The sequence below is a fragment of the Streptomyces sp. NPDC015346 genome, assembly GCF_043078785.1.
Classification (GTDB): domain Bacteria; phylum Actinomycetota; class Actinomycetes; order Streptomycetales; family Streptomycetaceae; genus Streptomyces.
Window position 1 is genome coordinate 100678 of sequence record NZ_JBIBTW010000008.1, and the last position, 20912, is coordinate 121589.

Consider the following 20912-nt stretch of genomic DNA (forward strand, 5'->3'; position numbering starts at 1 on the left):
TGTATGTTAGCGGACCGAGGAAGTCGCATCCGGTACGGGGCCGAATGCACGGGAACGCCTGTCGGCGCGGCTACCCGCCAGAGCCATCGGCGATCACAGTTGAGCTGTGGTGCTCGCCCCATCGAGTGCTTCCCGGATGATGTCCACGTGTCCGGCATGCTGGGCTGGCTCCCTGATCAGGTGCAGCAGGATCCGACGTGCCGATCAGTGCACTGTCCGCGGCGGCGACCACGGGGTCTTGGAGAGGGGCACGCTCGAGTCGAGGCGCTCTGCGGCTTGGCCGTCGGTGATACCGCGCGTGGTGATGAGGAGTAACGCTCGCTGGACGGCAGCCTCGTCGAAGTGCAGCGCAACCAGTGGATCTCATTCCGCGTCCTGAGTGATGTCCTTCCTGCCCGTAGTTCGAGAGAGAAGAGCATGATCCAGCGAATGACAGGGGCGCGCCTGTCCCGCCGCGCAATGCTGACCCTCGGTACCGGAACGGCGCTGGCCGCCGTCACCGCGACCGCCGGTACGGCCCATGCGTCAGTGCCGGGTGGGGACGTGGTTGGCCGGCGACTGGCAGAGCTCGAGCGGGAGTATGACGCCCGTCTCGGGGTCTTCGCGCACAACGTGCGGACGGGCAGAACGGTCTCCTACCACGCCGATCAGAGCTTCCCGATGTGCTCGCTGTTCAAGACGCTCGCCGCCGCGGCTGTCCTGCGCGACCTCGACCGTGACGGCGAGTTCCTGGCCAAGCGCGTCCGGTACACCCAGAAGGACGTCGAGGAGGCCGACTGGGCGCCGGAGACCAGCAAGCACATCGCCGACGGGATGACCGTCGCGGAACTGTGCGACGCCGCGATCACCCAGAGCGACAACGCGGCGGCCAACCTCCTGCTCCGCGAACTGGGCGGCCCTACTGCCGTCACCCGATTCTGCCGCTCGATCGGAGACCGCACGACCCGCCTCGACCGCTGGGAGCCCCATCTCAACTCGGCCGAGCCGTGGCGCGTCGAGGACACCACCAGCCCCCGCGCGATCGGGCGGACCTACGCCCGCCTCGTGCTCGGCAGCGCACTGTCCCCCCGGGACCGCGGGCAGCTCACCACGTGGCTGCTCGCCAACACCACCAACATCCAGCGCTTCCGGGCGGGCCTGCCCGCGGACTGGACGCTCGGCGACAAGACCGGAGCTGGCGACTACGGCACCAACAACGACGTGGGCATCGCCTGGACTCCGGACGGCTCCCCCCTCGTACTGGCGGTGCTCACCACAAAGCACACGCAGAAGGCCGAGGCGGAAGACGCCCTCATCGCCGACACCGCCAGGTTGCTGGCCGCCACGCTCGGCTGACACGCCGACAGGGCGTCACGCTGCCCGGCTCACCCCGGCTCACCGAACTGACTGAGCCGGTCGGTGTGCCGGGCCGCGACGACATGTGGGACCGGATCGAATCGCTGCCGGCGCTGCAGTCCTGTGGCTTGGGAACGCTGCTCGTCCGAGCGGCCGAACAACGGATCCGGGACCGCGGGCTGCGGGCCGCGCAGGGTCGCGCTCGCCGTAGAGGAGGACAATCCGCGGGCGCGCGCCCTCTATGAGCGCCTGGGCTACGTCGCATATGGCTGTGAGCCGGACGTCTGGGACGAAGAAGGGCCCGACGGGTCGATCCGGCACCACGAGACGGTGTGCGTCCTCATGCGAAGGGACCTCTGAAGCCGCCGCAGTGCCACCCGCTCATTGCCTTTTCGATCCCATGCTCCACGTCACATCGAGAACGCAACGCTCAGGATCAGCGCGACGGGCGGCAAAAGCATTGTGGCCAGGTGACTGAACAAGGTCCGCGTCATACGCAGCATCGAGAACAACATCAGCCCGCCGGCGAACCAGTAACCGAAGACCTGGGCCGCAAGATGCTGAGCGGTGGTTTCCTGCTCCTGGGTGGTGGCCTCGAAGATCAGTACTCCTCCGATCAGCATGGGGAGAAGTAGACCGCACAGCACCAGGTTCCCCATCCCGACGATGACAGCGGCCGATTTGTCTGCCTGACGTACTCTTCTCCACAGCTGTGCGGCGTTCATGGGCATGAAGCCCATCTTCACGGGTCGTTGAGGACCTGCCAGAGGACCAGCCCGGCCCCGCCGCTCAGGCCTCCGCGCCGGCGGGGATGGGCCCTACGGGAGTAGCTGAAGAAGCGTCGTCTGCGTGTGCCCCCCTCCCGGCTGCGTTGACGCGTCGTGTGACATCACTGACGGTGCAGCTTCGCACCAGGGTGGGCCCGCAGCCGACAGGAAGCGTGCCCGACCGGGCAAGTACGGCCCGATGGACTTCGCCGCTCGGGCCGCGGACCATACTGGTCGAGCCCTGATCACCCACTGGACGGTTCCATGGCCAAGAACAACTCTTCATCGACCGCTGTCCCCGACACCGTGTGGCTCGGGCGTGGGCGCCACCTGGGGCCCGAGGCCGAGCGGGATGTCCGGCGCAACCTGACCGCGCTCAAGGCGGCCGGGGTGATCGACGACTTCCTGGACCTCGACCCGGTCGAGGCGGCCCGCTCGACCGATCTGTTCCCTCGGGACGAATCCGCCCACGCCGGCCCGTCAGCCCGCCGGCTCTTCGAGGCCCGCTGGCGCGTGGCCGACGGTGTCACAGTGCGAGCTCAACTGACCACGTACGGGTCGGAGTCCCGCCGCGTCGAGAGCGAGGGCGTCACATGGGTGCTCGCCGCCGAGGCGGAGCGGGCGTGGGAAGCGAGCTGGCCCTCACCCGCCACCGTGTTCTGGCCCGACAGCGACCAGGTCGCCTGGGATCACGACAAGGTGCCGGGCGTGCGTCTGCGGACCACGAACCACCTGCCGAAGGACGACGGCGAGTTGCGGCGCCTGCTGCGGGATTGCACCCGGCAGAGCTGGTTCATCCATGTCGTGGTGCACGAGGCGATGACGCCGGACGCGCGGGGGCGGCGGCCGATCACGGCGTTCCTGCCACCGAGTCTGCGGCACCGGGTGGTCGAGCACCGGGCCACGCCGGAGCAGGCGCTGATCGCCGACTTCGCGATGAAGCGTGAGCTGGGCGTGGGGCTACCGCGCGGCGGGGCCGTCGTCCTGCCTCCGACGCCGCAGGTCCCGGGCTACGACGCGGAGCGCTTCACCGTACGCGCTGTCTTTCTGAACGGCACGGAACCAACCGAACTCCTGCAGAAAATCGCGGAGTTCGCCTCACTGCCGCGACCGCTGCCGGCCGATGCCGAACAGGTCCTGACACGATTGCGCCAAGGCTGGCACCTCCTCACCCCGGACGAGGAGCTTGCCCACGCTCGGGCCATGGTCACCAGGTACGCCAAGGCGCTCGAGGCCATGACCGCATCCTGTGACCTGTACCGTGAGGCGGCCGAGTCGGCTCTCGCCGCGCTCGCCGAGGCGACCAGCGGCAACGACGCGTCCCGGACGCCCACGCCGACTGCGACCGACCAGGACACCTCGCCGCTGAAAACCCTCACGAAGACGCTCGCCTTCTTCCGCAGCGCGAACCGATCGTGACGGGAGAGCGAACGGCACCACGAAGCGCAGCCGCGGACCCCCGTCGTACCTCAACTCCGTCGGGGTCATCGAGGTATCTGCGTCTGCTTTCGGCAACCAGCTCGGGCGCAACCAGGATGACGTCCTGGGGTTCGCGGCTTCCCCAGCTGGAACAGAAGCGCACGCCGGCCCACGGGGGATCGAGGCCGGCGGAGCGGAGGCGCTCGGAAACCCGACGTGCCGCAGCACACCTTCCCCGTCGTACCGGCCCAGGACGAGAACCTGCGGTTGGCGAACGTGCCGGTGATGCCGCCAACGATGGCCTCGGTGGTATGGCGACGCCTGAAGCCCTCCACGCCCTGAACCTCGGTCGGTCCAGGACTCCAGCCACTCCTGAGCGACCGTGACGTCGGTCGTCATCGAGCAGAGCGTCCACGGCGGCGTCAGCTCGGACTGGGTGAACAGGTCCTCCAGTAGTCCTGTCCGGCCGGGGTGAATAGCAAGCACCTGTAGCCGTCGAACTTGGCCTCGAACGCGAGCCCGCCGGGCAGGACGCCGGGGCCGGGGGGTCTCCCCGGCCTGGGCAGGCATCGGCTCCACCGGGGGACGTAGGACCAGGTCCTCGTTCCCGACAGGGAGCCGTACCGCTCTGGGGTGGGCACGGCTACCCGACTGTGGGCACGCAGGTGGGCGCGCTCACCGTCCGCAAGGACAACTGACGGCTGCGTCCCTCCCTCACGAGGTGTGCGCGGCGGCCCTTCCGTACGCGGTCTCGGGCCCGAGCAGGACGGTGTCGGCTACCAGTCGAGCTCCCACAGCCGCAGGGTGCCGTCCAAGCTTCCCGAGAGCAGGAACCGGTCGTCCGGGGTCAGCGCGATGCCGTAGACGTCGTCGTCGTGGCCGTCCAGGGTCCTGACGCAACGGCCGGTCGCCGTGTCCCAGATCCGTATCCGGCCGTCGTCCTCGCCCGAGACCGCGAACCGTCCGTCGGAGGTGAACCGCGCCGTCAGGACCTCGCCGGACCGGTCGTCGGGACGCCCTGGCGAGCCGCGGTCCCGGTCCCGTACGTCCTCGAAGGTGCGTACGAGGTCACCGGTACCAGCGTCCATGAGCCAGAGCGTACGGCCCCGGCGGTCGCCGGCGGCGAGCACGAGGCGGCCGTCGGGGCTCAGGCACACCGAGGAGACCCACGAGTCCGGGTGCGGGAACACGGCGCACTCACCGCTGTCCACGTCCCAGACCCGGATCTCGCCGTCGGAGCCGGCCGACACTGCCCGGCGGGCGTCCGGGCCGAGCCACACCGCGGACTGCGAGGCAGTGTGTCCGACCAGCGTCTGCGGACACGTGCCGTCCAAGAGGTCCCACATCCGCAGGGCTTAGTCCATGCACATGCCCAGAGCGAAGCGGCCGGAGGCGCTGAAGGCGAACGAGCCCACCACGCCCTTGCTGATGTCCTGGTACGGGCCCCTGGGCGAGGCGCGCCGGCCCGGGGGGTCGCGGGGGTCGAACCGGCTCACCGCGCCGGTCACCGTGCACCGCATGAACTTCCCGCCGCCGCAGGCCAGTACCCAGTTCCCGGGGACGGCGACCCCGTCCGAGCCCGCGCCGGGGCGCCCCAGGGTCCGCAGGAGCGTTCCGGTGGCGAGCTCCCACAGCCGTACCGGTTCGTTCCGCCCTCCGCACATGCCGAGCCGCCCGTCCGGAGAGATCGCGACCGTGCCCCGTTGGAAAGATCCCAGGAGGGTACGGATCGGGGTCGCCCCACGAAGCGAGCCCGGCGGCGAAGCGCGCACCCGCCGGTCGTCCGTGTCACCGTTGCCGTCCTCGCCCATCGTCCCCACCCCGCACCTCTGGTCGAACGGTCACGGCCCAGTGTGCCCGAACGGTGTGACAGGCCGGTGGCGGCAGCGGCGTACAGCGCACCCATCACACACGGGTGACCGCACCACAGTCCCCCTGGTAAACCCGCCCCCTCAGAGCGCGTCGTCGTCGTGCGCGCTCGTGATCAACGGCCGAAGTCGACCTCGAGGAGGTACCGGGCTCCGAGGGGATGCTGGGCGCTTCCGGCCGTCAGGGTCCGGCGGAGGACGGCGCGTCGGACAGCTGGTCGGTTGTTCGGGGCGGTGGCTGTGACCTGGATGGCGCAGCCCTTCTCGGAGGTCAAGCAGTCGCTGCTGCGGGTGGAGGGGACCGCAGCCACGCCGGGGAGTGCGGTGAGCCACTGCTGCGCGCTGTCTGCTTGGGAGCCGCATTCCTCGTTGCCGGCGCATTCTGCCGTGTAGGTCATCCGCGCCTGGTCCTCGGAGACACGGGCCTCGGCCTCCCGGCGGAAGTCGGCGGGGGACCCGAACCCCTGGGCTGTGCGCAGGTTGTCCTTGTACGTGGCATTGAAGGCGTCAGGATTCATCAGCACATAGCCGGTCGCCGACGCGGCCACCACGGCCACGACCGCAATCACGCTGAGCACGATCCGGAGTGTGGACCAGCGGCGGCGGGGTGCGGTGGGGGTGTGCGGGGCGGCCATCGGAGCGTCGGCGGGGATTGCCGGCCGGCTGGCGGGAGGCGGTGTCATCGCGGTGACGGTACGGGGCTGCGGCACCGGGGAAGGCGGCTGCAGTGGTGGACCGGTGGGAGCGGAGGGAGCCGGGGTCCATAGGGTGACGGGCTGCTCCAGCCGCGCCCGCAGCTGGTCCATCGTCAGCCGCTCGGCCGGATTCTTGCGCAGCAGCCCTCCCAGCACGGGGGCAAGGGGACCGGCCTGAACGGGGGGCGCGGGATCCTCCGTCGCAACCGCGACGAGAACAGCGCTCGGGGTCGTGGCGGTGAACGGCGCTCGGCCCTCCACGGCGGCGTAGAGCGTCGCTCCCAGCGACCACAGATCGGACTCGGCCGTCGCGGGCAGGCCCCGGATCTGCTCGGGAGCCATGAACGCCGGTGTCCCCATGATCATGCCGGTGGCCGTGAGGGTGGCGTCCCCCTCAACAGCCGCGATCCCGAAGTCGGTCAGCACGGCCCGGCCCTCTTCGAGGAGGATGTTGGCGGGCTTGATGTCCCTATGTGTGATCCCCATCCGGTGCGCGGCGCTGAGCGCCGCGGCCACTTGCAGCCCGATGTCCGCGACCTCCTGAGGCGGAAGCGGGCCCCGTGCCTCGATGAGGTCGGCCAGGGACCCGCCGGTCACCAACTCCATGACGATCCATGGCCGTCCGTCCGCGCCGGCTATCCGGTCGTACACGGTGACGATCCCCGGATGCTTCAGCCGCGCCGCGGCGCGGGCCTCCCGGTCGAGCCGCGCGATCCAGTTCGCCCGCTCGGCGTCCCCGAGGTGCCCCGGCAGCCGCAGTTCCTTGACGGCCACGTCCCGCGCCAGCTGTGCGTCGCGGGCCCGCCAGACCGCACCCATGCCGCCCTGGCCCAGGAGGTGCGTCAATTGGTAGCGGCTGGCAAGGAGTTGACCGTCGTCATCGTTCACAGGTGAATACTAAGAGCTCACAACGCGATCTTGTCGATGTGCCCTGGCCGGTGGGGTTGTCCTCGCGGCCATGACGAAGTGGACGGGTCCGCGGCCGGGACGGCGTCGGGTTCGGGCTGAGCTGCCGCGGGCTCCAGGACGCGCAGGATGCGGCGGTGCTGGGTAACGCACCGCTCGATGGCTTCACTCAGGTTGTGCCAGAGATGCCACCGCTCCGGCGGGGGATCGTCCCCACCCGTCCCACCTGTTGCGACGGCTGATTTTGCGCCCTTGTGGCCGGACATGGTGGCCCGTCATTTTCGGTAGCGACACCCGTGTCACTACCGAGGGGGACCTGTTGGCCAATCCGACCGCACCCGCACCCCGACCCTTCACCTTGTGGACCGGCCGAGCGCTCCTGCACTGGGCGCGCATTCTCCAGCGCACGGTCGCGTCCCGTGACCGCCGCCGAGCCCTCGTCGCCCGCCGGAACGCTGCCATGCGCGCCGCATTCGAGCGTGGTGTCGACCGAGAGACGATCGCCCGCACGATCGGCCTGAGCCCGGCCCATGTCGGCCAGGCGCTCCGCGGAGAGCCCACCGGCGAGTAGCGGGACCGATACGGTGACCGGCGGGATTCACCTGAGGGTGAGCGCCTTTGTCGGGCCGCCCCTCGTGCCCCCGTACCGCGCTCTGGGCGGGGGCACTGGCACAGTCACCGGGCCTCGTCCGGAACCAGCCCCTGCGCCGCGACCTGGCCAACGTGCTGCTTCGCCCGAATCGTGGGGTGGGCAGGCAGTCGGTGGCCGAGGAGCTTGGAGATGTTCGTCCGTCATGGAGCCAGCAGGGCGGTTGCCGTGTCTGTCGGCGTCCGGCCGTTGTCAGTGCCTGCTGGCAGGATCACCGGCATGACACCCTTGCTTCTCACCGACATCGAACGAGCCGTTCGCAGCAGCTGGAGTGCCGAGACGTGCACGCCTGAGTTCCGGTCGCGCTGGTCCGAGGACAACCCGGCCCGGGATCAGTGCGGAGTGACCGCGATGGTGCTCAACGACCTGTTGGGAGGTGAGTTGATCCGCGGAGAGGTCCACGTCAACGGAGAGCGGGTGGACTATCACTGGTGGAACCGCCTGGGCATGGGCATCGAGATCGACCTCACCCGCGAGCAGTTCGGGCCGGAGGAGATCGTCACCGGAGGAATGACGATTCCCCGCCCGCCCGTGACCGAATGGCGCAGACTCCGGCAGGAGTACGAGATTCTCCGCGACCGCGTCCTGGAGAAGCTGAATCGGCAGGAGGCGACGGCCCCTGCGGCCGCATCTCGTCAGCCTGCTTGAACCTGTTCGGCTGTGTGCGCGGGTGGAGCGCACCTACGGCGTCACCTTCCCCAGTGACGACCGAGCCTTCATGACGCGGTACGGGTCCGGCAGGACCGAGAACCACCTCACCGTGCCGGCACTTGTGATGTCCGGGGACGGCCTGCCCGCGGAGCCCATGGTGTTCATCACCGATGACGCGGCACCTGGGCACGTGGTCGACGGCGGGATCGTCGGGTTCCCGTGCCGGATCCTCCGGACCGGGCTCGGCGAGTTGCCGGGGTGTCCGGCGCGCCCACGGGGGCGAGAAACTCCGTGCCCTTCCTGACGGACGCGGGGAAGACCCGCGTCAAGGCGTCCGGCCGGCGTCCCGGGGCGGACTGACGCCACCGCCCGCACCGCCGTGTACACCCCTTTGTATTCTTTGCCGCGCTATTTCGGCGGGGTACGGGTGGGCTGCGGCCTACGCCGCAGGCGCCCAGGACATTGGACAGTGGAGAAGACATGCAGATACTCGGTCCCGGATGTGGGCGATGAAGAGCCGGCTCTTGTGGTCAGCAGCGGGCCTGGCCGTCCTCACCGCGATGAGCGGATGCGGAACGCCGCAGGTCCCAGGCGCGGGTGCCGAGTCCGTGAAAGCCTCGGCACCTGCCGCGGGCGCTTCGGAGGCCCCAGAGGACGGCCCGGCGGAGCTGCTGGCACGAGCGAAGGCGGCCATGGATGCCGAGACCGGGTGGACCTTCGCAGTGACGGGCAAGGAGTCGCTGAAGCAGAGCGGCGCACCGGAAGGGCAGGGCAGCGCCGCCTCGTACTCCGCCACAGTGGACCGGACCGGCAGCCCGGAGGCCCTGCACCAGAGCGGCACGGTTCTCAGCAAGGGCAGGCGAAAGGCCGAGGAGGTCTTCGCCGTTGACGGCACCGGATACGTGCGGAAGGGCGCACCCGGCACTCCCTGGACCAAGGGGCCTCTGACCGACCCGGAGATCGCCGCCAAGGTGGAGGACCCGATGGCCGCGCTGGCCTCCTTCATCACGTACATCGAGAGGGACGAGCGGATCGAGGTCACCAGGGCCGGCCGCGAGATCAAGCTCCAGATCCGGATCCCCGCCGGGCAGCTGGCCGACCGGTCGGAGCGACCGGCCATCGCGAAAGCCGTCCAAGAGTTCCGGCCCACCCTGGACAAACTGCGGAAGGCCGGGGTCACGGCGGGCGAGGAGCGAATCGTACTGGCCGGGTTCGAGGAGACCCTCATCCTGGACGCGCACACCTACCGAATGACGTCCTATCGGTCCTCCTTCGGGTTCACAGTCCCGCACGAGGGCCGGCAGCTCCGATACGAGCAGGAGCTGCGGGCGGACACGCGACGTACCTTCACCGGCAGGATCGAGGTACCCGACGCTGCCCGTTAGCCCCGTTCCGGCATCCGGTTCCGCTGGGTTCTCGGGAGGCCCGGGGGGAAACGGCGGCCTCCCGAGGACCACGGATGCATGGGAACCGGCAGGGGGCAGAGACTTCGGGGTCGGACCGACCGTCCACCGCCGCCGTACCGGCACTCCCCTCTCAGGCACCCGCCCACCGAGCAGGGATGTACCCCTCGGTGTCGGCGTTTCGGCCAAGTCCGTCCCCTCACCGCTCCGTTGTGCCGCAAGGGTCGGTGTAGCACGCACGTTCGCAGTTCCGCTCAGTGCTGGGGCGGACATCCCGACCGAAAGACGTGTGTTCGATGCGCCGGGTCGCCTCGTTGAGCCCGACGACACCCGGACACCCCTTACGGAGGCGACGATGTATCCCCTGCCCACCACCATGACTCCGCTCCCTCCCACCACTCAGGTCGTCTCTGCCCGGCTCCCGGCCGTCGTGGTGCCCGCCCGGCGCACCGCCGCTGCCCTCCGCGTATCACGTCCGGATACGAGGTGGGGGGCGTGACGACCGGCGACAGTGATCCACTGGCAGCCGCGGCGGGAAGTCCGTCTGACTCGGAGCAGTTGCTGTTCGGGGGCGAGCTCACCTACGACTACGGGTGGGGCGCCCACGACGGTGCCTGGCTGAAGCTGGGGCTGCGCGCGATGGCCGGTTCGCTGCCGAGGCAGGTCGCGGTGGCCGTCCGGCTGGCGCGCGAGGCCGACCGGCGGGCCTTCACCACGGTCGCCGTGAGCGAGGTCGCCCGCGGCATCACCCAGGCCGTCTCCCTCATCGCGGTCAACAGCCTGCTGGTCGAGCTCCTGGCCCAAGGGGACATCCCGGGCCGGCTGCGTGCGGCGCTGCCGTCGCTCGTACTGGTCGCTGTCCTCGCGGTCGTCGGCTCGGTGTGCGGGTCGGCATCGTCCGCCGCCACGGGGATCCTGGAGCCGAAGGCGCAACGGGTGGCGACGGAGCGCTATCTCGGTCTTGTGGCGCGGGTGGAGCTGGAGGCGATCGAGGACGATGCCTTTCACAAACTGATGGACTCGGCTCAGTGGGGAGCGGACTCGGCCCGGCGGATGGTCGGCTACTGCACGGCCGTGGTCACCTCCGCGATCTCCCTGATCGCCGCCGCCGGCGTGCTCACGGTCCTGCACCCGGTCCTCCTGCCGCTCCTGGTCCTCATGGCGCTGCCGAGCGCGTGGGGTTCACTGACCATGGCCCGGCACCGGTACATCAGCTGGCACCGCTTCGTTCAGCACGTGCGTGCCGCCAAGCTGATCAGCCAGCTGCTGATCAACCAGCAGGCGGCTGCCGAGATCCGCGTCCACGACGCCGCCCCGTTCCTGCTGAAGCACTTCCGGCAGATGGCCGAGACCAGCGAGCGGGAGCAGACGCGGCTCGCGTGGACCGGCGCCCGCACCAACGTCGTCGCCGATTCGGCGCGCGGCATCGCGACCGTCGCCGCCTACGGAGTCCTCGGGCTCCTCCTGTGGCACGGGCAGATGGGTCTCGCCGTCGCCGGCACGGCGGTGCTGGCGATCCGCACCGGGGCGGCGAGCATCACCGACCTCGTCCTGCGCGTCACCGACGTCCAGGAGGAAGCCCTGTTCGTCGCCGATCTGGAGACCCTGTGCGAGGAGGCCGTCCGGCGGGCCATTCCCGTCGGCGGGCTCGACCTGCCCGAGGTCGTGGGCGAGATCAGGTTCGACAAGGTGACCTTCACCTATCCCGGCTCCGACAAGCCGTCCCTGCAGGAGGTCGACCTGGTCATCCCCCAGGGCAGAACCGTCGCCCTGGTGGGGAAGAACGGCTCGGGCAAGTCGACCCTCGTCCGTCTGCTGAGCGGCGCCCGGCTTCCCGACTCTGGCCGGGTGTTGTGGGGTGGCGTGAGCACCGCCGAAGCCGACCGCGCACAGATCTTCGACCGCGTCGCCATGGTCGCCCAGGACTTCTTCCGCTGGCCCTTCACCGCCCGGGTCAACATCGGCATCGGCCGCAGCCACGCCACGATGGACGACCGGACCATCGAGATCGCGGCGGCCTACGCGGGCGCCGACGAGGTGGTCAAAGGGCTTCCGCGCGGCCTGGACAGCCTGCTCGCCCGCGGCTACAAGGGCGGACAGGAAATCTCCGGCGGTCAGTGGCAGAAGATCGGCCTCGCCCGCGCCCGGCACCGGGACGGCGACGTCCTGATCGTGGACGAGCCGACCAGCGCGCTCGACCCGGCCGCCGAGCAGCGGGTCTTCGACCAGATCCACCAGCTGGCCGGCGCCGGCCAGACCACGATCTTGATCACCCACCGTCTCCACAGCGTCCGGCACGCGCACCTCATCTACGTCCTGGACGAAGGCCGGGTCGTCGAGCACGGCACCTTCGCCGAGCTCATGGACCCGACCACCAGCGTCGGCGTGTTCCAGGACATGTACGAGCTCCAGGCCCGCCAGTTCCTGAACCCTTCGGTGCCGGCGCAGCCTTCCCCGGCGGACGCGACACCGAGCAGGCCGGCCGACGCCGTCGGTGAGGGGCAGGCACGGTCATGACACCGTCCGTCTCCGAGTCCATTGCAGGCCAGGGTGACGATGGATGAGTAATCCGCTTCTTTCTGCCGGCACCTGGACGTCAGTGAAGCTCCGACCTCTTGACGTAGCCGGTCAGCGAGGTGGCCTGACCTCGTTCAGGGGTGCTCGTGCTGCTCCTGGGCGGCAGTCTGTGCCGGCAATCGTCTGGCGGGGTGGTCCTGCCGATGAGTTCACCGTCCTCCAACGGTCTACCCAGCGACACGACCGTTCTCGACAGGAGTGCCATGTCCACCATCCAGCCAGTGATCGTGACTGCCGACCATGACGTTCTGCTCGGCTTCTATACGAAGTTGTTCGGCGCTGAGGAGATCTTCCGGGTACCGGCGGAAGGCCCCGCCTTCTACCTCGGCCTGCGCATCGGTGACACCGACCTCGGGCTCGTGGCGAAGGCGGACCCGGGGACTGGGGCGGCGTCGCGGATCCTGCTCAGCATCGGTGTCGACGACGTCGACGAGACGCTCGGCCGGGTGGAGGCGCTGGGCGGCTCGGTCCGCGGCGGCCCCACCGACATGCCGTGGGGACAGCGCGTCGCCCACATCCAGGACCCCGACGGCAACCCGGTGAACCTCACTCAGCCGATCCCGGCCCGGTGACGCGGTTCCGGAGGCATGACGCTTGACGGCGAGATCACGTCTCCACCTTCTGTGGAGCCGGCGGCGGGGCCTGCGTAGGGCGTCCGGGTACGGCAGGTTCCGTGAGGGTCAGGAAGAGCAGCCAGCTCAGGGCGGGCATCGCGATCAGCGGGATCAGGGCGGTCCGCAGGGATGTGGCGTCGGCCAGGCGTCCGATCAAAGGGCTGAGGAGACCGCCGATGCTGATCGTCAGGCCCAAGGTGATGCCGCCGGCGGTGCCCACGCGGCTGGGCAGGTAGTCCTGGGCGAGAGTGACTTGCAGCGAGAACGGAATGTACAGGCCGGCCGAGGTCAACGCCACGAACACGTAGACAGCCGGCCCCGGTACGAAGACGAGCCCCGCTACGGCGAAAACGGTGAAGAGGTAGGACCCGCGCACCACCGTGACCCGGTCCCAGCGCTCGGCCAGATTGCCGCCCAGGACGGTGCCCACCGCGCCGCCGAGATAGAGCACGACCAACGCCGCGGTCCCCGCGGCGACACCGCCGCCCGTCCGCTCCCGCACATGGAAGGAGATGAAGGTGCTCAGGCCGATGAAGACGATCGACCGGCCGACCACAGCCAGTGTGAGCTTCACGAACGAAGCGGTGTCGTCAGGGTTCGCGTGAGCCGTGGGCGCGTCGGAAGAGGCGGGTGTCATGCGCTCCATACCGCGCAGAACGGGCAGGCACAGCACGCTGCCGGCAAGGGCGGGGATCACCAGCAGGGGTGAGAACCGCAAGCCTCCGGCACCGATGGACACAGCCACCAAGGCAGGGGCGGCGGCAAAGCCGAGGTTGCCGCCGAGTGAGAACCAGCCCATCGCCGAGTGACTGCCGTTGCCGGCGAGGCGCGCGACGCGTGCGGACTCGGGGTGGTAGGCGGCGACGCCCACGCCGGAGACGGCGACGAAGAGGAGGGTGAGGGTGTAGGAGCCGCCGAGTCCGCTCAGTGCGACACCCACACCGCCGACGACCGTGCTCACAGGCAGCAGCCAGGGCATCGCACGCCGGTCGGTGAGCACTCCGAACATCGGCTGTGCCACGGAGGACAGGAGGGAGGCGGCCAGCACGATGCCCGATGCCGCGGCGTAGGTGTAGGCGCGTTCGGCGACGAAGTACGGGACGAGCGCGGCCACGGCGCCCTGGTAGACGTCGACGCAGGCATGCCCGATGGACAACAGAGTGATCGCTTTGTTTCTCGCCACTCAGCCATCGTCGCCACTCCCCCGTTGTCGCACTTCCGATATAAAGACAACTCATGACGCGAATCCGCCACGAGCCGGTTGCCCCGACACGCACCCAGTGGCTGGCGCCCGGCTCGGACATCGACGCCCACCGCCACGACGATCACCAGATCGTCTACGCCGCGCGCGGCGTGCTGGCCATCACCACCGACGTCGGTACGTGGATCGCGCCGGCGACCCGGGCCATCTGGGTCCCGGCCGGAACGGTGCATGCCCATCACGCCCACGGGGCGCTTGATCTGCGTCTGGTCGGCCTGCCGGCGACGGACAATCCCCTGGGGCTGGACGCTCCGACCGTCCTGACCGCCGGGCCCCTGCTGCGGGAGTTGATCCTGGCTTACACCGGTGACCCCGAGGAGGACAGTCCCGAGCGTCGGCGCCTGCTGGCCGTACTGCTGGACCAGCTGGCAGCCTCGCCACAGCAGCCGGTCCACCTGCCGGCTCCCACGGATACGCGGCTCAAACGAGTCTGCGACGTCCTGCGCGCCGATCCCGGTGATCAACGCACCCTGACGGCTCTCAGCAGGGAGGCCGGCGCCAGTACGCGCACATTGTCCCGGCTGTTCATGTCCGACCTCGGCATGACGTTCCCTCAGTGGCGCACCCAGTTACGTCTTTACCATGCCCTGGTGCTGCTGGCCGAGGACGTGCCGGTGACCACCGTGGCGCACCAGTGTGGCTGGTCGTCCGCCAGCGCGTTCATCGACGTCTTCCGCCGGGCCTATGGCGACACGCCAGGCAGGCACCGGCCGCGGGAGCGAAGAGCATCAGCGGCCCCGACCGTACAGACGCGGCGACCGCGTCGCCTTCGGCCGGGGGTCGACCGGTGACGCCTGTGAGCCGGCGAACCGTGGTGTCGCCTGCGCCGGGCATCGTTGCGACGTGGCCGGGTATGCGGTCCGTACACACGGCCCTAGGGAGGACGACATGCCCGGATTGATCGCGCGACTCAAGCAGTACGCCCGCACGCCGCAGGGACAGCGAGCGGTCGCGTCGGTCCGGCGTGCCGCCGCCGACCCGCGCAAGCGCGCCCAAGCGCGCACTCTGCTCGGGCGGCTGCGCGGACGCCGGTGACAGCACACGGTGCGAAGGGAGGGTGAGGGGCATGGCCTGGGAGACACTGACACGGTGGGAACGAGCACTGGAGCGGTGGCAGCAAGCTCTTCTCGAAAAGGCTCACCCCCACCAGCCCGTCGAACTGCTCGACGCTCTCCAGCATGAATGCGATCGCCACGCCGTGGTGTGCAGCGAGAGCCGTGTGGTGGCGCCGAACGCGTACGAAGTGGAGCTGGATGCGAAGGTGCACGCTGAGCTGGTGCGCCATGGCTGCGGTGACGTGGGAGAGGCACTGGCGGACAACCTCGCACGCCACGGAGTGGAAAGGGGCTACGAGTGGGCGGGGCCTCTCACGGTGCACATCACCCCGACGCCCCTCCCTTCCGGCGAACAGTACCGGGTGTACAGCAGCCCCATGCCCTACGTGCGCGCCGACGCCTTTCCACCGGAAAGCGGCCCGCCCCCCGCCACAACGTGACCGCGATCATGCGGCCAGGCGTCGACTTCGAGACCGAAGAACACGGGCGAGCTGCCTGAGCGTCAGTGATGCCGGGATCATGGCCACATGCCCGAGGAATCGAACCTGCTGTCAGACCTGTGGCCGCTCGCGCCGTCCGGTACGACCGACTGGCTCCGGGAGCTGTGCGGCGACGGCCTGACCGGGTACATGCCGCCCCCGATGCCCGACGCCGTCTGGGTCCTCAACGCCATGTACGAACACGAGGACCAGAACGAGCTGACCGAGGTGTCGTACCACGAGTACCGCCAGGCACGGCTGGCGCGCCTGGCGGACGGAAGCATCAAGCCCGACCCCCTTGCCGGCGTCGACCTCGAAGTGGGTATCGCCACGGGAGGCGGGCTGGGCCGGGCCGAGCACCCCGGCCGCGGCTGGCGGCGGCTGCGCTGGGCGGAACTCGCCCGGCGTACCGGCGATCCCGTCGTGCCCGAGAGGCTGCTGCCTTCCTACCGATGCTTTCCCTCGGCAAGGAAGAACAACAGCTGGCCGCTTGGCATTCGTCCGCCCACCGAGGGCAGCCTGGACCGCGAGACGTGGAACCGGCTGGTCGCCATCCTCACCGAGCACAGTCCCGCAGGGCCGGGCACTGCCTGCCTGGCCTACTACAACCCGCTGATGCTCGGGGCCGCCGACTTCGAGAACCTCCATGTACAAGCCGGTCGCCTCGGCGATGCCGAGATCCTCTACGGCAACCCCGAGGCGGACTTCAGCCCGTCCAACTTCTGGGCCGAGGACCACTCATGGGTCTTGTGCACCGATTACGACCTGTGGGGTACCAAGGTCGCCGGCCCTCCGGCCCTCATCGAAGCGCTGCTCGACGACATCGAGATCGAGGCGGTACGACTGCCCTGGGCCCGCTGACGACGAGCCGCCCGGCAACCAACCTCCAAGCCCCCAGCATGACCACTTGCGCGTGTATCAGGCTGAGGGCATTCGCCTGACGCCGACAGTGCCGACCGCTCGAGCGCTGACAGCGTCAGCGCCTCAGCGCCTCGGGGGGACGGTCAGGGCGGCGGTTCCGACTGCTCGTCATCGGTGGGGGAATCAGCGCCGTCGCCGTGCGGGGCGCCGGCCGGGCGGAAGCACGCTGTGACCGTCTTGCCGTGCCGCAGACATCGCATGCCCCACTCGTCGGCGAGGGCCTGCACGATACTCACACCCCGGCCGGAGACCGCTCCCTCGTCGGGATTGCGGGGCCTGGGCAGCGTGGGGTCGTCGTCGTGGACGCTGATGTGGAGGCAGTCGCCGTCCCAGGTGAGGACGAGTTGCGCGTCGCTGTGCGCGTGGATGTGGGCATTGGTGAGGAGTTCGGACACGGTCAGGACGATGGCGTCCACCGTCTCGGGCTCCTCGGCCGTCCACGCCAAGGATTCCAGGTGCTCCCGCGTCCACTGCCGTCCGGCCCGCACGCCCCCGGACACGGGGAACGAATGTGCCCAACCCATCGCCTTGACTGTCACCGTCATCACTCCCCGGGTCCGCTGATCCGCGTGCCCACATGTCCACATCGTTGTCCGTACAGGAGCCGGGTACCCGGCAACGGTCCCGGCAGGCGTGGTGAATGGCCTGTCAGCGATTACGGTTCCGGCCCACGCTCGTCCCGCGGGAGCCGGCGGGCTCGGACGGCGGTCACGCCGGTGGATACGCGAGCCGCTACGGGTAGGCGACCTACCGACAGAGGCGGCGAACGGAAGGATGCTCATGGCCGACGCGTTGGTGGCAGGCGGATGGGGGCTGTTCGCCGGGGCAGCGCTCCTTGTGGGGGCCGTCGCCGGATCATTCTTTTCCGTGCCCCCACGGTGGGTGGCGCTGATCATGGCATTCGGCAGCGGAGTGCTCATCTCGGCAGTCTCCTTCGACCTGATGGCGGAGGCTCATGAACTGGGCGGCACAGTGCCGACGGCGGCCGGGGCACTGGGCGGGGCCGGTCTCTACTCCCTGGCGAACGTGTTGCTGTCCCGGCACGGCGCCCGCCATCGCAAGCGTTCCGGTGATCAGCAGCCCTCCGAGCAGGAACAGCCCGGATCCGGCAACGCGATCGCTGTCGGCGCGCTCCTGGACGGCATCCCGGAATCGGTCGTCATCGGTACCAGCCTCCTCGGCGGCGGTCACGTGGGAACAGCCACCGTCGCCGCCGTCTTCATCAGCAACCTCCCCGAGGGACTGGCCAGCGCCGCGGGCATGCAGCGGGCCGGCCGGAGCCGCACCTACATCTTCACCCTGTGGACCGCCATCGCCGTGATCAGCGCACTCGCCGCACTGGCCGGCTACACCCTCCTCGGAGACGCCTCGCATACGACCATGGCAGCGATCACCGCCTTGGCGGCGGGAGCGATCCTCGCCATGATCGCCGACACGATGATCCCCGAAGCCTTCGAGCAGGCACACCTCCTCACAGGCTTCACCACAGTGCTCGGCTTCCTCACGGCCTTCATGCTGTCCCACGGCTGACCTCGCAGGCACCGACGCGGCCTTGACGTCCCCCGGTGCGCGAAAGCCAATCGCGGATTCGGGGACCAGGCCCCGACACCGTACGGGTACGGGAGATGCCGCGGCACTGTCCGCGTAGGGAGAATGGATCGGGACATTCCCCACGTACCCCGGCCCGCACCCCACACCGCCGACCTGCGCATTGAGCGGGGTGATGGAACAGTTCCGGCCCAGGCGCCCCCCAGTGCGCCCCTCGTGCGCCCGGTGCCGCGTTCTCGCCCCGGAGGCAAGGGCAGAGGGGTGGGGTGGCTGCTCGCGCCATGCTCCCTGGCATGACGGAGGACCGAAGGGGTGGGAATGATAAGAGTGACGGTGGTCTACGAAGCACAGCTCCTGCGAGCCGCGCTTGTGGAACTGCTGCGATCGGGTGGGGGCCTGGTCGTTTCCTCGCTTCCGCACTGGCCGCAGGGGCCGGCCCACGAGACGCCGCCGCCTGACGTGTATGTCGCCGATGCCGAGTGTCTGCCATCCCCGGGTGAGGCGACACCAGCCACCGCGTCGACGTCGGCTTCGACGTCGGCTTCAGCTTCAGCTTCAGCTTCAGCGAACGGTTCGGCTTCGGCGGGCGGTTCGGCGTTGCTGGCGCTGATCCCCGCACAGCGGCCTGGTGTGCTGCGCCGGGCCCACGCGGCGGGAGCCACCGGATTCGTCGACAAGAACGGCTCCAAGGGCCGCTTACTCGAGGCGGTGCACCGTGTCGCCGCGGGCGAGCGCTTCATCGACGACACGCTCGCCGTCGGATTTCTCCAAGCCGCGGAGATGCCCCTCACCCGGCGTGAGCTCACGGTTCTCTCGCTGGCCGCCAAGGGGGCGCCGGTGGCCGAGATCGCCGCGACGCTCTACCTCTCCAGGGGCACGGTGCGCAACTACATGGCGAGCGTCATCCGCAAGGTCGGCGCTCGCAATCGGGTGGACGCCATCCGGATCGCCCAGGGTGCCGGGTGGACCTGATCGCCGTCGCGTGACGTCTCCCGGGCCCTCACCCTTCACGCCTGGACGTCGTTCCAGTGACCCACCAGGTCGCGGTAGAGAGCGGAGCGCACGAGCAGATCATCGTGCGTGCCGTACTGGGCCCGGGTGCCGTCGAGGACGAGGACCCGGTCCGCGCGCAGGGCGGACGACAGCCGGTGGGCCACGACGACCAGCGTCCCTGGCCGGGCGCGCAGGGCGCGCTCGGCCGCGGCCTCCGCCACCGGGTCCAGATGGCAGGTCGCCTCGTCGAGCAGCAGCAGGGGGGCTGGGGAGAGATGCGCGCGCCCGAGGGCGATCAGCTGCCGTTCGCCGAGGGAGAGAGACCCCGGTGTCAGCGGACGGTCGAGCCCACCGAGACGGTCGACGAGAGCGCTCAGCGCCAGTACCCGTACGGCCTCGTCGACGTCGGACCGGCCGGCGTCGGGCCGCAGATACCGGAGGTTCTCCCGCAGGGTGCCCGTGAAGACGTAGGCCTCCTGCGGGATCAGTACGCGCAGGGCCGCCAGATCCGACGGGCGGCAGGCTCGGGCGAGGCGGCCGGAGATCCGTACGTCGCCCTGGTCGGGTGTCAGCAACCCCGCCGCGACCCGCAGCAGAGTCGACTTGCCGATGCCGCTCGGGCCGACGACGGCGATGTGCTCGCCGTCCTCGACGGTCAGTTCGAGATCGTCCAGGACGGCACGGGTGCCGGGCCCGTACGCGGCCCGGACGCCGGTCAGCTCCAGTGCCGCCGTCGCGCGGCCCCTGCGAGCGGGCCCGCGGTCGGGGGCGGTGGGAAGAGCGCGTTCGGGCAGCGGCCCGGTGAGTCGGTCGAGGATGACGAAGAGACGCGCTCCGGCGGCGCCCAGGACCGTCATCAGCGTGTGCAGAGCCGGCAGCAGCGCCTGGAGGACGTAGGTGAGCGCACCCACGAGGGCGCCGGTCGTAACCCCCTGTCGATGGAGCCACGGGGTTGCGGCGAGCAGCAGGAACACCGGCAACTGCCCCGCCGTCGCCACGGAGAGAGTGCGTACCGCCGCCCAGCGGGCCATGGCGCGCTGGGCGGCGGCGGCCTCGTCGATCGCCCGCCGGTTGTGTGCGGCGGTCGTGTCCTGGGCGCCGCAGGCGACGATGTCGCGCAGGGCGGTGCACGTGATGTCGGCGCGCCGTCCGACGGCCTCGTCCGCGTCGAGGTAACGGTGCTGGACCCGTGCCATGGGACGCAGGGACACGGTGAACAGGGCCAGGCCCAGCACCAGCGGTGGCAGGACGACGAGGAGGAACTGGGGCGCGAGTGACAGCAGACCGACCAGGGCTCCCGCTGCGACGAAGACGAAGGAGCGGGCGGCGAGCACCAGCCCGGCGAAGCTGTCGCGGGCGATCTCGGTCTGGCTGGTCAGCCGGGACACCGCGGTCGTGTCCACGGTCGCGCCCGCGCCCGCGCCCGTGCTCATGCCCATGCCGGCGCCGGCGCCCGCGCCCGCCCCGGTGGCGGCACGCAGCGCGCGCTCCACCGACCGCTGTACGAGGTGGTCGCGCAACGGTTCCGTGAGCTGCGCGAGTTCGGCGAAGACCCCGCGGACGACCGGAGCACCGAGAAGGATGGCCACGGCGGCGCCGGTCAGCCAGAGCAGCCCGGCCACTGGAGCGCCCCGCAGGAAGCCGTCGTCCAGAGACCGTGCGACGCAGTAGCCGCCGAGGAACGTCTGCGCGGACTCGGCCGCGGACCATGCCGCCAGTCTGACCAGCACGCCCTTGCGGCGGCCGAGAAATACCGCCGCCGAAGCCATGA

General features: G+C 70.0%; 19 protein-coding genes and 2 pseudogenes. 13 read left to right on the top strand and 8 right to left on the bottom strand.

The features are described 5' to 3' along the window. Positions 1 to 93 precede the first annotated feature (93 nt). Positions 94 to 264 (bottom strand): annotated as a pseudogene (locus tag ACF06X_RS27005) (DUF664 domain-containing protein); the annotation flags it as partial. A gap of 165 nt (positions 265 to 429) precedes the next feature. Here ACF06X_RS27005 and bla point away from each other — a divergent pair. Together bla and ACF06X_RS27015 are read left to right on the top strand one after the other, a co-directional pair. After that, positions 430 to 1335, top strand: coding sequence for a class A beta-lactamase (gene bla / locus ACF06X_RS27010; RefSeq protein ID WP_392289883.1), 906 nt, complete (start codon positions 430 to 432; stop codon positions 1333 to 1335). A gap of 104 nt (positions 1336 to 1439) precedes the next feature. Further along, positions 1440 to 1695: pseudogene (locus tag ACF06X_RS27015) on the top strand (GNAT family N-acetyltransferase); the annotation flags it as partial. Between the two features lie 50 nt (positions 1696 to 1745). Here the strand turns inward: ACF06X_RS27015 and ACF06X_RS27020 are convergent. Further along, positions 1746 to 2066: a hypothetical protein gene (locus ACF06X_RS27020; protein WP_392289884.1), complete on the bottom strand. Its 321-nt coding sequence runs from the start codon at positions 2064 to 2066 to the stop codon at positions 1746 to 1748. A gap of 300 nt (positions 2067 to 2366) precedes the next feature. On the opposite strand from ACF06X_RS27020, the gene ACF06X_RS27025 reads away from it, so the two are divergent. After that, positions 2367 to 3521 carry a hypothetical protein gene (locus ACF06X_RS27025; protein ID WP_392289885.1) on the top strand — a complete coding sequence of 385 codons (1155 nt, stop codon included), beginning with the start codon at positions 2367 to 2369 and terminating at the stop codon, positions 3519 to 3521. 776 nt (positions 3522 to 4297) lie between these two features. On the opposite strand, the gene ACF06X_RS27030 is transcribed toward ACF06X_RS27025, so the two are convergent. The 3 genes from ACF06X_RS27030 to ACF06X_RS27040 all read right to left on the bottom strand — a co-directional run bounded on the left by ACF06X_RS27030 (position 4298) and on the right by ACF06X_RS27040 (position 6972). Then, a complete protein-coding gene (locus tag ACF06X_RS27030; RefSeq protein ID WP_392289886.1) occupies positions 4298 to 4867 on the bottom strand; it encodes a WD40 repeat domain-containing protein in 570 nt (189 codons plus the stop codon). 9 nt (positions 4868 to 4876) lie between these two features. Beyond that, positions 4877 to 5341 carry a hypothetical protein gene (locus ACF06X_RS27035; RefSeq protein ID WP_392289887.1) on the bottom strand — a complete coding sequence of 155 codons (465 nt, stop codon included), beginning with the start codon at positions 5339 to 5341 and terminating at the stop codon, positions 4877 to 4879. Positions 5342 to 5505: 164 nt separating this feature from the next. Continuing rightward, a complete protein-coding gene (locus ACF06X_RS27040) occupies positions 5506 to 6972 on the bottom strand; it encodes a serine/threonine-protein kinase (RefSeq protein ID WP_392289888.1) in 1467 nt (488 codons plus the stop codon). An 886-nt stretch (positions 6973 to 7858) separates the two neighbouring features. Between ACF06X_RS27040 and ACF06X_RS27045 the strand changes: the two genes are divergently transcribed. The 4 genes from ACF06X_RS27045 (at position 7859) to ACF06X_RS27060 (ending at position 12842) form a co-directional block, all read left to right on the top strand. After that, on the top strand, positions 7859 to 8287 hold the full coding sequence (locus ACF06X_RS27045) for a hypothetical protein (protein WP_392290183.1): 429 nt from the start codon (positions 7859 to 7861) through the stop codon (positions 8285 to 8287). 695 nt (positions 8288 to 8982) lie between these two features. Further along, complete coding sequence (locus ACF06X_RS27050; RefSeq protein ID WP_392289889.1) at positions 8983 to 9675, top strand: hypothetical protein; 693 nt, start codon at positions 8983 to 8985, stop codon at positions 9673 to 9675. A 513-nt stretch (positions 9676 to 10188) separates the two neighbouring features. Next, positions 10189 to 12210 carry an ABC transporter ATP-binding protein gene (locus ACF06X_RS27055; RefSeq protein ID WP_392289890.1) on the top strand — a complete coding sequence of 674 codons (2022 nt, stop codon included), beginning with the start codon at positions 10189 to 10191 and terminating at the stop codon, positions 12208 to 12210. Between the two features lie 263 nt (positions 12211 to 12473). Continuing rightward, positions 12474 to 12842 carry a VOC family protein gene (locus tag ACF06X_RS27060; protein WP_392289891.1) on the top strand — a complete coding sequence of 123 codons (369 nt, stop codon included), beginning with the start codon at positions 12474 to 12476 and terminating at the stop codon, positions 12840 to 12842. Between the two features lie 34 nt (positions 12843 to 12876). Here ACF06X_RS27060 and ACF06X_RS27065 read toward each other — a convergent pair whose 3' ends face one another. Beyond that, a complete protein-coding gene (locus tag ACF06X_RS27065) occupies positions 12877 to 14067 on the bottom strand; it encodes an MFS transporter (protein WP_392289892.1) in 1191 nt (396 codons plus the stop codon). A gap of 53 nt (positions 14068 to 14120) precedes the next feature. Between ACF06X_RS27065 and ACF06X_RS27070 the strand changes: the two genes are divergently transcribed. The 4 genes from ACF06X_RS27070 to ACF06X_RS27085 all read left to right on the top strand — a co-directional run bounded on the left by ACF06X_RS27070 (position 14121) and on the right by ACF06X_RS27085 (position 16540). Then, the gene (locus tag ACF06X_RS27070; RefSeq protein WP_392289893.1) at positions 14121 to 14936 is read left to right on the top strand and encodes an AraC family transcriptional regulator; all 816 of its coding nucleotides are present in this window, start codon (positions 14121 to 14123) and stop codon (positions 14934 to 14936) included. 97 nt (positions 14937 to 15033) lie between these two features. Continuing rightward, positions 15034 to 15180, top strand: a complete 147-nt coding sequence (locus ACF06X_RS27075; protein ID WP_392289894.1) for a hypothetical protein — start codon at positions 15034 to 15036, stop codon at positions 15178 to 15180. Positions 15181 to 15211: 31 nt separating this feature from the next. After that, positions 15212 to 15640 carry a DUF3662 domain-containing protein gene (locus tag ACF06X_RS27080; RefSeq protein ID WP_392289895.1) on the top strand — a complete coding sequence of 143 codons (429 nt, stop codon included), beginning with the start codon at positions 15212 to 15214 and terminating at the stop codon, positions 15638 to 15640. Positions 15641 to 15727: 87 nt separating this feature from the next. Then, positions 15728 to 16540: a hypothetical protein gene (locus tag ACF06X_RS27085; RefSeq protein WP_392289896.1), complete on the top strand. Its 813-nt coding sequence runs from the start codon at positions 15728 to 15730 to the stop codon at positions 16538 to 16540. A 143-nt stretch (positions 16541 to 16683) separates the two neighbouring features. On the opposite strand, the gene ACF06X_RS27090 is transcribed toward ACF06X_RS27085, so the two are convergent. After that, the gene (locus ACF06X_RS27090) at positions 16684 to 17139 is read right to left on the bottom strand and encodes an ATP-binding protein (RefSeq protein ID WP_392290184.1); all 456 of its coding nucleotides are present in this window, start codon (positions 17137 to 17139) and stop codon (positions 16684 to 16686) included. A gap of 241 nt (positions 17140 to 17380) precedes the next feature. Between ACF06X_RS27090 and ACF06X_RS27095 the strand changes: the two genes are divergently transcribed. Beyond that, positions 17381 to 18130 (top strand): ZIP family metal transporter, encoded by a 750-nt coding sequence (locus tag ACF06X_RS27095; protein WP_392289897.1) that lies wholly within the window; start codon positions 17381 to 17383, stop codon positions 18128 to 18130. Positions 18131 to 18466: 336 nt separating this feature from the next. Then, entirely contained in the window at positions 18467 to 19120 is a 654-nt protein-coding gene (locus tag ACF06X_RS27100) for a DNA-binding response regulator (protein ID WP_392289898.1), read from the top strand. A 35-nt stretch (positions 19121 to 19155) separates the two neighbouring features. On the opposite strand, the gene ACF06X_RS27105 is transcribed toward ACF06X_RS27100, so the two are convergent. Next, positions 19156 to 20910: an ATP-binding cassette domain-containing protein gene (locus ACF06X_RS27105; protein ID WP_392289899.1), complete on the bottom strand. Its 1755-nt coding sequence runs from the start codon at positions 20908 to 20910 to the stop codon at positions 19156 to 19158. Positions 20911 to 20912: the final 2 nt, after the last annotated feature.